At 60.5% G+C, this 11,862-nt stretch carries 12 protein-coding genes; 6 read left to right on the plus strand and 6 right to left on the minus strand.

Translation table 11 applies throughout. The annotated features are described in order from the left end of the window. The first annotated feature begins 1 nt into the window (after position 1). Both AC2GXZ_RS25550 and AC2GXZ_RS25555 read left to right on the plus strand, forming a co-directional pair. Positions 2–970: an ABC transporter permease gene (locus AC2GXZ_RS25550; RefSeq protein ID WP_483762050.1), complete on the plus strand. Its 969-nt coding sequence runs from the start codon at positions 2–4 to the stop codon at positions 968–970. Further along, complete coding sequence (locus AC2GXZ_RS25555) at positions 967–2,511, plus strand: sugar ABC transporter ATP-binding protein (RefSeq protein ID WP_483762051.1); 1,545 nt, start codon at positions 967–969, stop codon at positions 2,509–2,511. The genes AC2GXZ_RS25550 and AC2GXZ_RS25555 overlap by 4 nt, the downstream gene beginning before the upstream one ends. Before the next feature lie 451 nt (positions 2,512–2,962). Here the strand turns inward: AC2GXZ_RS25555 and AC2GXZ_RS25560 are convergent, their stop codons facing one another. The 6 genes from AC2GXZ_RS25560 to AC2GXZ_RS25585 form a co-directional block, all read right to left on the minus strand. Beyond that, positions 2,963–3,760, minus strand: a complete 798-nt coding sequence (locus AC2GXZ_RS25560; RefSeq protein ID WP_483762052.1) for a maleate cis-trans isomerase family protein — start codon at positions 3,758–3,760, stop codon at positions 2,963–2,965. 31 nt (positions 3,761–3,791) lie between these two features. Continuing rightward, positions 3,792–4,511 (minus strand): ABC transporter ATP-binding protein, encoded by a 720-nt coding sequence (locus AC2GXZ_RS25565; RefSeq protein WP_483762053.1) that lies wholly within the window; start codon positions 4,509–4,511, stop codon positions 3,792–3,794. Then, positions 4,508–5,266, minus strand: a complete 759-nt coding sequence (locus AC2GXZ_RS25570) for an ABC transporter ATP-binding protein (RefSeq protein ID WP_483762054.1) — start codon at positions 5,264–5,266, stop codon at positions 4,508–4,510. The genes AC2GXZ_RS25565 and AC2GXZ_RS25570 overlap by 4 nt, the downstream gene beginning before the upstream one ends. After that, entirely contained in the window at positions 5,259–6,152 is an 894-nt protein-coding gene (locus AC2GXZ_RS25575; RefSeq protein WP_483762055.1) for a branched-chain amino acid ABC transporter permease, read from the minus strand. The genes AC2GXZ_RS25570 and AC2GXZ_RS25575 overlap by 8 nt, the downstream gene beginning before the upstream one ends. Further along, positions 6,145–7,038, minus strand: a complete 894-nt coding sequence (locus AC2GXZ_RS25580) for a branched-chain amino acid ABC transporter permease (RefSeq protein WP_483762056.1) — start codon at positions 7,036–7,038, stop codon at positions 6,145–6,147. The genes AC2GXZ_RS25575 and AC2GXZ_RS25580 overlap by 8 nt, the downstream gene beginning before the upstream one ends. Before the next feature lie 84 nt (positions 7,039–7,122). Next, entirely contained in the window at positions 7,123–8,217 is a 1,095-nt protein-coding gene (locus tag AC2GXZ_RS25585) for an ABC transporter substrate-binding protein (RefSeq protein ID WP_483762057.1), read from the minus strand. Between the two features lie 212 nt (positions 8,218–8,429). Between AC2GXZ_RS25585 and AC2GXZ_RS25590 the strand changes: the two genes are divergently transcribed. The 4 genes from AC2GXZ_RS25590 (at position 8,430) to AC2GXZ_RS25605 (ending at position 11,811) form a co-directional block, all read left to right on the plus strand. Next, positions 8,430–9,680: a D-amino acid dehydrogenase gene (locus tag AC2GXZ_RS25590; protein WP_483762058.1), complete on the plus strand. Its 1,251-nt coding sequence runs from the start codon at positions 8,430–8,432 to the stop codon at positions 9,678–9,680. Between the two features lie 43 nt (positions 9,681–9,723). After that, positions 9,724–10,071 (plus strand): RidA family protein, encoded by a 348-nt coding sequence (locus AC2GXZ_RS25595; RefSeq protein ID WP_483762059.1) that lies wholly within the window; start codon positions 9,724–9,726, stop codon positions 10,069–10,071. A gap of 112 nt (positions 10,072–10,183) precedes the next feature. Beyond that, positions 10,184–10,864 (plus strand): GntR family transcriptional regulator, encoded by a 681-nt coding sequence (locus AC2GXZ_RS25600; protein ID WP_483762060.1) that lies wholly within the window; start codon positions 10,184–10,186, stop codon positions 10,862–10,864. Between the two features lie 2 nt (positions 10,865–10,866). Further along, positions 10,867–11,811, plus strand: coding sequence for a DMT family transporter (locus AC2GXZ_RS25605; protein ID WP_483762061.1), 945 nt, complete (start codon positions 10,867–10,869; stop codon positions 11,809–11,811). Positions 11,812–11,862: the final 51 nt, after the last annotated feature.

Consider the following 11,862-nt stretch of genomic DNA (forward strand, 5'->3'; position numbering starts at 1 on the left):
GATGACCAATTTCAGTCTTTCCCGCCTCGCCAAGGCAGACTGGTTCGGCCCCCTGCTCGCCACGCTGATCGCGATCGTCGTGATCCGCAGCTTCAGCCCGAACTTCCTGTCGTCCTTCAATATCCAGACATTGCTGCTGGCGGTTGCCATCAATGCGCTGATCGGCTTTTCGCAGATGATCATCATCGCCATCGGACAGATGAACCTGTCGGTCGGCGCAATCGGTGGCCTCGCCGCGATCTCGTTTGCCGGCATGATGGAAATCTGGGGTATCCCGGCGCCGCTTGCCGCCGTGCTCGCCCTGACGATCGGCTGCCTCTGCGGCGTCCTCAACGGCGTGCTGATCAGCGTCACCGGCATTTCCGCCTTCGTCATCACGCTCGCCACGCTGTCGATCTACAAGGGGATCAATCTCGGCATCACCCGTGCCCAGCCGTTTTACGGCATACCGGAAAGCGTCAAGGAACTTGGCTCGGCAACCCTGTTCGGCACGTTGCCGATGCTGGCGATACCGACGGTAATCGTCGCCATCGCCCTCTGGTACCTGCTCAACCGCCTGCCGATCGGCCGTTTCATCCTGGCTGTCGGCGGCAACGAACATGCCGCATCGCTGTCCGGCATTCCGGTCCGCACCGTCGTTGTCGTCGCGCATGCGATTTCCGGCCTGCTTGCCGCCTGCGCCGGCATGCTTCTGGTCTCCCGCCTGCAGATCGGCCAACCGTCGATCGGAGACGATTGGTTGATCCTGTCTTTTGCCGCGCCGGTGATCGGTGGAGCGGTCCTTGCCGGCGGCCATGTCAGCGTCACCGCCACCTTCCTCGGCGTCGCGGTCGTCGCGTTGATCACCCAGGCGCTGGTGCTGTTTTCCATCGATCCGTTCCTCGTCCAGGTCGTGCTCGGCGCGCTCATTCTTGCCGCCGTCGGTGTCAATCGCCTGCGCGGAACGGCACCTGTTTCGAGAAAGGCATGACCATGACCATCACTCCCGTATTCGAAGCCCTCAATATCGAGAAACGCTTTCCGGGCGTGAAGGCGCTGGACGGTGTGTCGCTATCGCTGCTGCCGGGCTCGATCCATGCGCTTCTCGGCGAAAACGGCGCCGGCAAGTCGACGCTGATCAAGGTGATCACCGGCGTCCATCGCCAGAGCGGCGGGCAGCTTCTCGTCAACGGGCAGGATGTCCAGTTTTCCAACACGCGTGACGCCGTGGCCAAGGGCATCGGTGTCGTTCACCAGGAGCGCAACCTCATCCCGCGCTTTTCGGTGGCCGAGAACATCCATCTGGAACAGACGAGCCGCCACGCACTGAAGCCGATCGACTATGCGGAACTGAACCGCTCGGCGCGCCAGTGGCTCGACGCTCTCGAATTCGACATCGACCCCGCGAGACCGGTCATGGATCTGTCCGTTGCGCAGATGCAGCTTGTCGAGATTGCCAAGGCCCTGTCGCTGCAAAGCCGCGTGCTTCTGCTCGACGAACCCACCGCATCGTTGACCTCCAACGAAACGAGGACCTTGTTCACCGTCCTGCACCGCTTGAGGGACAATGGCGTCAGCCTGGTTTTCGTCAGCCACAAGCTCGAGGAAGTGCAGGAGATCTGCGACCGCGTTACCGTGTTGCGCGACGGCGTGAATGCCTGCCAGAGCCAGTCGCTCGAAGGTCTCGGGCGCCAGGATCTCGTCCGCTTCATGATCGGGCGCAACGAAAGCGTCGGCGGCTGGCAGAAACGTGATACGACGGCCAATCCGATTGCCCTTGAACTGCGCAACGTCTCGACCGCGATCGGCCACAGCAATATCGATCTGACCGTCCGAAAGGGCGAGATAGTCGGCCTTTACGGCCTGATCGGCGCCGGCCGCAGCGAACTCGCCAAATCGATCATGGGTCGAATTCCGGTGACCGACGGCGAGGTTCTGATCGAAGGCCAGGCCGCCCGCATCTCTTCAGTCGGCGACGCTATCCACCGCTATGGGATCGGTTATGTCAGCGAGGACCGCAAGAACGAAGGGCTGCTGCTGCCGCATTCGGTGCTTGCCAATGCCGGCATCGTCGTGTGGAAGCGATTGTCCGGCCTATTCGGCGGCCTGTCCGATACCACCATCCGCAAGAAAGTCGTGCCGTTCCTGGAACGACTGGAGGTCAAGACGCCGAGCCTGTCGCAGACGGTCGGCAATTTGTCCGGCGGCAACCAGCAGAAGATCAGCGTCGCCAAATGGCTCGCAGCAGGCGTCAAGGTCCTGATCATCGACGAGCCATCCGTCGGCATCGATATCAAGACCAAGGCCTATCTGCACGAGCTCTTGCGGGAACTTGCCAATAACGGCACCGCCGTCATCGTCATCACCAGCGACATGCCGGAGATCGTGGCGCTCGCTGACCGGATCGTGGTGATGGACGATTACAGGGTGCAGGGCACGATCGAGAACGACGGCGCCTATGACCACATGAGCGAAGCGATCATGAACCTCATCCACCGGGAAAAGACGCAACCCGCCGCAGCGACCGCCTGATTGATCCAAGGGCTCGACATTCGCCATGGCGCACCGTCCCGATGAGGTTTCCGCGCCATGTCCCTCTTCTCAATCCAATGCCATTCATCCGGAGGCGTAAGATGAACAGGGTTCACGATAAGGTCTGTGTGGTCACGACAAGCGGCTAGGATATCGGCCGGGCACGCGCCCTCACCTTTGCCGCAGCCGGCGCGCACGTGATCGCAACCCGTGGCGCAAGGCGAAGATGATGCCGCTCAAAAGCAACAGATCATCAGCGCGCGGAACGCCTTGCGACAAAGGGCTTAAGGCCCTATCCAAAGCATCTGCGCCTCAGGCAACAAGAGCAAATCATCCATCGCGCGGCTTCGTTTTGATCCCAGGAAATTGATGCCACCGCGCCACTGCGACTTAGTTAGTTGGGGCTTGAGCCTATGCCGAAGCCCGGGGTCAATCTCTCAATCAAAACTGACTAGATGGTTGGTAGCATGAACAATTGACCAAGCCCGGGCATTGGCTGAGCATAGCCGGCAAGTCTCAGCATGTGCCAGGCGAGCGCATGGTTGCTGGACGTCACCGGCTTGCCGAGCTTCGCTTCCACATCAGCAACTATCCGGGCAACGCGCATGCTGGTGCAGGAGACGAAGACGGCATCGCATTCGGCAGAGCTGCCCAGCTCGATGATGGCCTGCTCGATCGCGCCCGGCGTGATCCGCGCCACGCGATTGTCGTCAGGCTCGTGGAAGGAACCCATGACGGGGATATCCATGCCTCTTGCCATCAGCGAGGCGCGCAACGAATGGTTGATCTCCGGCATATAGGGCGTGAGCAGCGCAATCCGCTTTGCGCCGAGCGCCTCCATTGCAGCACGGGCGGCGGTGACCGGATTTGTGACCTTCACGCCCGGCAGAACTTCGTGGACGCGCTCGGCGATACGGTCCTCACCGATGACCAGCGAACCCGATGTGCAGGCAAATCCGATCACGTCGAACGCCACATCCGGCAACAGCCCCACCGTTCCGGGGATTTCATCCGACATCTTGATCAGATTGGCCGGGGTAATCTCCACGTCGCTGTAAAGCCGCGCGCCATAGAGTGCCACGTCCGATGCCGGCAGCGCGAAGCGGAATTCGTCTTCGATCGTCTGGTCGGTTCGAAGCACAAGCAGGCCGAGATTGGCAAGCGTGCCGATGCCCTCATCGATCTCGAAAGGCATTCCTTCCCTGTTGATGACAAGTGGGGACTGGGTCTGGGGCGAATGGATCGTCATTGGTTATGTCTCCGAAATGGAAATGTGAAATTCAATGCTTGTCGCCACCGAGATAGAGCGAGCGCATGGCCGGATCGGCCAGCAGATCGGATGCAGCCCCCTCGATCGCTACGCTGCCGAGGGACAGGACGTAGGCGCGGTCAGATACGTGAAGGGCCTCGAAGGCATTCTGCTCGACCATCAGAATGGACGGGCCATCCCGGCGCCGGACATCGGCGATCGCCTCGAAGACGTCATGCATCATTCGTGGCGAGAGCCCGGCCGACGGCTCGTCGAGCAGCAGAATGGACGGTTCCGAAATCAGTGCGCGTGCCAGCGACAGAAGCTGCCGCTCTCCACCGGACAAGGCGGAAGCACGCCTGTTCTTCTTGGCGGCAAGGCTCGGATATTGGCCAAGAAGCGCATCGAAGCGGCTTTCCATCGCCCTCGTCTCCATCAGGCGACCGCCAAGCAGGATATTCTCCGCGACCGTCATCGTGGCAAACACGTTGTCCGTCTGCGGCACGAAACCGACCCTGTGATGGCGCACCTTGCGATAGGTCGGCACGTCGGTGACGGCCTCGCCAGACATGCGGATATTGCCGGCCCGCGGCCGGACAAAACCGGCGATGCATTTCAGCAGCGTGGATTTTCCGCAGCCGTTGGGGCCGAGAATGGTGACGATCCTGCCCGGCTCCGCCTTCAGCGAAATGCCGTTCAGAATATCCGGCCCATCACCGTAACCGGCTCTTACATCGGTGACTTCGATCATGCCATCGCCCTCTTCTGTCTGGCATTGCCGAGATAGGCTTCGACCACCTGTTCGTTGGAGGTGAGTTCCGATGGCGGGCAGTCAGCAATCACCGTGCCGCGATCCATCACGATGCAGCGCGAGCAGAGTTCGCGGATGAAATGCATGTCATGCTCGACGATCAGAAGGGTGATGCCTTCCGCCGCCATGCGCCGTAAAAGCCCGACCATGTGGTGGCGCAAATTGGGATGGACGCCAGCGGTCGGCTCGTCGAGGCAGATCATCTTCGGCGACGTCCGCAAAGCGAGCGCAATCGACAGCAGCTTCTTCTGACCGCCGGAGAGCGATGCCGCCGGGAGATGGCGCACATGCGACAGCGCCAGATCATCCAGCAGTCCGTCGATCTCCGCCCGCTCGTCCAGGTCACGATGGAACAAGCTTGCGAAGCCCGCATTTCTGGCCGCTGCCCCATAGAGAAGCTCGGCGACTGTCATCCTGCGTGGCATGGACGGCAGCTGGAAGGTGCGCACCAGCCCATTGCGGGCGACCCGGTCTAGACTGCGGCCGGTGATGTCCTCGCCGTAAAAGGCCACGTTTCCCGCATCGGCCGGCAATACTCCGGAGATGAGATTGAGCAGGGTCGACTTTCCGCAACCGTTCGGGCCGAGCAGGCCGACGATCTCGCCCTGCCCTATCGCGAAGCCGACATTGGTCAGGACCTGATTGGCGCCGAAGGATTTGGCGACGCCTTTGAGTGCGAGCACGGGATCAGACATAACGGCGCCCTCCCACACGTTCCGGCAGGATGCCCGACTGTCGAAAAAGGATGAAGGCGATCAGCCCGCCGCCGGTCAAAAGCAGCCGTCCCGCCGCGACATATTCGGTCGGCAGTCCGACCCAGTCCTTGACGAAAGGGATGAAAGCGAAGGTGAACTGCAGCAGGAAAGCGCCGACGATGGCGCCGGCATTGTTGCCCAGCCCGCCGACCACGATCATGGCCCAGATCAGAAAGGTCTCCGAACTGTCGATCTGTTCCGGCCCGACGAAGCTGACGTAATGGGCAAACAGGAAACCCGACACGGCGGCGAGCACGCTCGATGCCGCCATCAGCTGGCGCTTCAACGCAATCGTATCGTAGCCGAGCGAGCCGGCAAGCTGCGGCTCCTCGCGCATGATCCTGATCGACAGGCCATAACGGCCGCCGATGAGATGGCGGCACAGCAGTCCGGCAGCAAGCACGAGTGCCAGAACCGTCGCAAGAATGGCGATCTGGCGCGCCTGGCCTTCAAGGCCGGAATAGAGAGGCGGAATGCCGCCGATCCCCTGGGCGCCACCGGTCAGCCAGTCCTCGCTGGTTGCGACGATACGGATGACTTCGGCCAGTGCCAGGGTGACGATGCCCCAATAATCTGCCTGAAGGTTGCGGCCAACGCTGGCAAAGGCCCAGCCGAGAAGACCGGCGGCGATCATCGCCAGCACGAAGCCGGAAATGGCGCCGAGGTCGAAGTGAAAGGCGATGGCCGCGCCATAGGTGCCACAAGCGAAGAGCGCGATCTGGCCGAAATTCATCAGCCCGCCAAAGCCGGCCTGAAGGTTGAGGCTCAAGGCGAGCAGCGCATAAAAGCCGGACATGATGGTGACGTGGATTATGAAATCAGACACGCTTGACCTCGCTGACGAACAGGCCGCGCGGGCGCCAAAGGAGCGCGGCGACGAGAAGAAGGAAAGATATCGCGCTGGCATAGGCGACCGGCAGGAAAGCGACGACCTGTCCGATCAGCGGACCGAAATTGATGCTGGTCACTACCGTTTCGGCCAGCGAGATGAGCAGCGCGCCGGCGACGGCGCCGAACGGATTGCCGAGGCCGCCAAGGATTGCGGAGGCGAAGACCGGCAGGAGCAGATTCATGCCGAGCTGGATATCGACTTCACCCTTGAGCGCAATGACAACGCCGCCAAGTGCCGCCATGACCCCGCTGATCAGCACGATGATCGTCTTCATCCGGCCGGTATTGATGCCGGTGGCATCGGCAAGTACTTCATTGGTCGATGTCGCCCGCATGCAGCGCCCGAGATCGGTGCGAAAATAAAGAAGCGCGAAGACACAGATTGCCGCTGCAACGATGGCGAGGCTGACAAGCTGCGGCTCGGTGATGCGCGCATCGAGAATGCGAAACGGCCGCGAGACCGGTAACGCGAAGCGGCTGGGGTTTGGTCCCGCCGTGACGAGAAAGACGGCAGAGAAAAGCATCCCCACAGCCAGAGATCCGATCATCGCCGTCGAAGACCCGGTTTTCAGCATGCGATTGAACAGGAATTCGTTGAGGATGACGGCCAGCAAGCCGGTCAGCACGATCGCGAAGACGATCGCGACAGCGACCGGTATGCCGGCCTTTTGCAGCATGATCGCCAGCACGCCGCCTGTGGCGGCATATTGGACAAGCGCGATATTGGGAAATTTCATCAGCGAGTAGACGGCACTCATGCCGATCGCCACGAGCATGAGATCGCAGGCGCGCATCAGCACGTCGACAAGAAATTGAAACATGATTCTGGTCCGGTTAAATCGGCAAAAGTCGGTGGTGCCGGCAGCACGGGGAGGCATGCCCCGGCCACCGGCACCCTTGGCGCTTTACTGGGTGGCGACAGCCTTGCCGCTTTCGATCTTCAGGCGGAGATAGGGTTGGGCGCTACGCTGACCGTCGGCATCCAGCACGATCTGGCCGGTGACCCCTTCATAGGTCTTGCCGATTTCGGCAATCGCCGTTTCGATCTTTTGCGGGTCGAGCGAATTTGCCTTGTTGATGGCGGCGGACACCAGCATCACCCCGTCATAGGCGAAACCGTTGAAGGTCGAGGTGAAACCATTCTTGTACTTGGCTTCATATAACTTCTGATAGTCACCGCCTTTGCCGCCGATATAGTTGAGATCCATGCCGGTCTGGCCCTCGACATATTGCGGGTCGCTATCAGCGGTGCACATGGTCAGATAAAGCCCGTACCATGTCTTGTCGTTGAGACCGAGTTCGAAGCTTTCCCGGTTGATCGTCGCCGATTCCTTGCCATAGGCGGTGTAGACGTAAAGATCGGGCGCGCCGGCCGCAAGTTGCTGCAGTTCCCGGCGATAGCTCGTCTGCCCTTCCGTATAGAGAACGGTCGAGGTGATGGCGCCACCGAGCGACTTGAACTTGTCGGCAAAGGCCTTGGCTATGCCTTGGCCATAGGCATTGTTCGGCGCGATGACCGCAACCTTTTTTGCGCCCTCGGCAAAGACGTCCTGCGCGGCGAAAGCTCCGGAGACGTCGTCGAGGCCGATGACGCTGAAGGCACCCTTGCCCAGGCTGCGAATCTGAGTGCTGGAACTGCCGATATTGATATGCGCCCGGCCCTGCTGCAGCAGATATTGGGCAATCGGAATGGTGATGCCGGAGGAGAATTCGCCGAGGATCACAGGAACCTTGTCGACGGTGACGAGCTTCTTGGCGGCGTCCAGCGCGGTTGCCGTCCGCCCGCCGGAATCCTCCGTGACGATCTTGAGCGGCTGACCGAGAACACCGCCATCCGCATTGATCTTTTCAAGCGCCAGTTCCATGCCCCGCCGCTGGTCATCACCCTGCGTGGCGCTGGAGCCGGATAGCGGCAGGATCGCGCCGATCACCGCGTCTTGCGCATAGGCCGCCACCGACAGGCCCAAAACGAATATGCCACTCAACAAAATGCTCTTCATGTCACACCCCTCTTGTTTGGAATTTATTGTCGACAATACAAACGACAATAAATTTCTACGTCAAGGTGCGTCGCGATATTTTTTTGCGATGCATCAATTATACCGTCGACATCGGCGAAATTGGTGACACCTATTGCGATGCATAACGGGATTGACAGGCTGACATCAGACCCATTAATTGTCGACAATCTTTTCGACAAAAGGAATTTGCCATGCATGCCTTGATCCTCGGCGGCGGTGTCGTCGGCATCACCACGGCCTATCAACTGCTTCAGGACGGTCATCAGGTGACGGTGCTGGAGCAGGAAAGCCAGGTGGCGGAAAGCACCAGCTGGGGTAATGCCGGAATGATCGCGCCCGGTCACTCCTTCGTCTGGTCATCACCCGCCGCACCGAAGATCCTGTTGAAATCGCTGGTTCTCAAGAACCAGTCGCTGCGTTTTCGCCTGTCCGCCGATCCGCATCTCTACGGCTGGTCATGGCGTTTCCTGATGCAATGCACTGCGGAAAAGGCGCGGCTCAACACACTTCGCAAGCATCGCCTGGCAACCCATTCGCAGGCCGTCCTGCAGGATGTCGTCGCGCGCGAGGGCATCGCCTACGACCGGATCAGCTCGGGGATCATCTATTTCCACCGGAACAAGGCAGCGCTTGACGCCGGCGTGCGCAACATGCGGCTTCTGGAAAGCGACGGCCAGCAGATCAGCCTCGTCGATGCCGACGAGATCGTGCGGCGGGAACCGACATTGCTCGGCTCGCGCAACCTGATCGCAGGCGGAATACTCTGCCCGACCGACGAGACCGGCAGTTCGTCAAAATTCACCAAGGCGCTCGCCGATATCGTTCGCAGCCGCGGCGGCCGTATCCTGACCGATACGCGCATCGTCAAACTGGAGCGCAGCGGCAACAGGATCAGCCGGGTGATCACCAGCAAAGGTGAGTTCACCGCAGACAATTATGTACTGAGCCTCGGCAGCGAGAGCCCACTGCTTGCCCGCAAGATCGGGCTTTCGCTGCCCATCTATCCGATCAAAGGTTATTCACTCACCATACCGGTCACAGATCCGGATCTAGCGCCGAAAGTGCCCGTGCTTGACGAGCACAATCTCGTTGCCATCACGCCGATGGGCGATCAGATCCGCGTCACGGCAACGGCTGAATTCGCCGGCTATGACCGGTCACACAAGCCCTCCGACTTCGCCTTCATGATGGAGGTGACGCGTTCACTGTTTCCCAAAGGCATCGCCTATGACCGCGCCCATATGTGGGCGGGCCTGCGACCGATGACGCCGGATAACCTTCCCGTACTCGGCCAAAGCAGGATCGACAATCTGTGGCTCAATACCGGTCACGGCCATATCGGCTGGACGATGTCGCATGGTTCGGCCCGGATCATCGCCGACCTGATGGCCGGCCGGAACTCCCCGGTAGATCTCGACAACATTTCCCGCGCTGCTGCCTGAACTTGACGGCATCTGCAAATCACCCCACAGAAAAGGAAAGAACATGAACCAGATCACCCGATTTGGCGCCGGCCCCCGCATGTCGCAGGCTGTCGCTTATGGGAACCTCGTATTCCTCGCAGGCCAAGTCGCCCTGCGCGCACCCGGCGCGTCGGTCGCCGAACAGACGGCGGATATCCTCGCGAAAACCGACGAACTCCTGGCAGAAGCCGGCAGCGACAAGAGCAAGCTCATTTCCGCCTGGCTGACCGATATCGCCACGTTCAACGAGATGAACACGGTCTGGGATGCATGGGTTTCTCCCGGCAACACGCCGGCGCGCGCCTGTGTCGAATCCAGGCTCGCCGCTGCGCAGTTTACCGTCGAGATTGCCGTCATCGCCGGCATCTGAAGCTTTCCGATGCGGCGATCCGGGTATCGCCGCATTGGTTTCGATTGACAGTCTGCATGGCATCAGCGCAATGGTCCGGGCCGTCAATCGCCACAACCTCAAGGATCAAGACGTGTTGGCATCGAAACCTGCGAAGACCGGACCTCGTGTTTATGAGGAAATCCGCCGTATGGCGATGGATTACCGGTTCAAGCCGAACGAGCGGATCAACGAGTTGGAGCTGGCGGCGAAGATGCAAGTCAGCCGCAGCCCGATCCGCGAGGCCCTGCAACGGCTCGTCACCGAAGGGCTGATCACGTTTCAGGTCAATCGCGGCTTCTTCTGCCGGGGCTTCGATGTCGAGGAAATTCTCAACCTCACCGATGTCCGCATCCTGCTGGAAGAACGCGCCGTGCGGCTTGCATCGGAAAAGGCGTCCGATCTGGAATTGCGGGCGCTGGTCGACTGGTGGCAGAGGACGTCGGCCATGGCGGACGCCCTCTCCAGTGCGGACCTGACGGCCAAGGACGAGGAATTCCACATGCGCATCGCGCAGCTTTCCGGCAATCCGGAACTTGCCAAGATGATTGAGGGCATCAACACCCGCATTCATTTCGTCCGGCAGATCGAGGTGGAAAAACACCGGCGCCTGTCGACCACCTATACCGAGCACGTGCGTATTGCCGAGGCGATGCTCCAGCGGGACGGGCAGACGGCATCGCAGATCATGGGTGACCATATCAGGATCAGCGCCACCGACGCTATGGAAACGATGAAGGAAGGCCTCGCCCGCATATTCATGCGGGAAGCCTGACGATGTCCACAGTCGAAGCGGCGAAGTCGCGCAATACCGCATGGAGCGGCCTCGGCAATCTGCTGGTCGTCTATCTTGTCTGGGGCAGCACCTATTTCGCGGTAAAGATCGCCGTCACCGGCCCGCCGGCAATCAGCCCGTTGCAATTGCAAACCTGGCGCATGTGGATGGCATCCGCCATCTTGATCGCGATCGGCCTCCTGCGCACCCGGTGCTTTCCCACTCTGACGTTAAGGCAAGTCATCATCTGCGCGGCCTCCGGCATCCTGATGTGGGTCATGGGAAATGGGCTTGCGACGCTGGCATCCCGGCACGCAGCCTCGGGCTTCATCGTCATGGCCATGGGCATGATCCCCATCTGGACGACGCTGATCTCCAGCGTGATCCACAGAACCCACCCTTCGCGCCATGTCATCGCGGGGCTTATTATTGGCCTGTCAGGCTTGCTCTTCATCGTCGGGCCGCCGATTTTCCTTGCCGGCTCCTCATCCGTCGAAAGCGGATACGCCGTTTGGCTGGCCTTCGTGCTCTGTGGTGCGGGCCTCACCTGGTCAATCGGCAGCCTGATCCAGAAACCGCTCTTTGTCGCAACATCCCCCGTATGGGCCGCCGGCCTGCAGACTCTGTCGGCGGCAGTGGTCCTGGCGGGACTGTGCTGGACGAGCGGAACGACATTTCTGCCCCCGGCTGATTTCGTCCCGCTTCAGCTTATCGCATTTCTTTACCTGGTGATATTCGGCTCGGTGGCCAGTCTCCTCGCTTATATGGCGGTGATGAAAATCTATCCGCCCGCGATCGCCTCGACCTTCGCCTATGTCAATCCGCTTGTCGGCGTGGCACTTGGATGGGCGTTGCTCGGCGAAAAACCCGCGCTGACTTCGCTCGTCGGGATCGCGCTGATCCTGGGCGGTGTGTCTGTGATCATGGTTCGCGCACAATCCAAATGAGCAGACCCAAGACTTTGACGAGATCCGAACCTTCGACGCATTGGTTTGCTA

Source organism: Aliirhizobium sp. YIM B11859 (assembly GCF_057163345.1).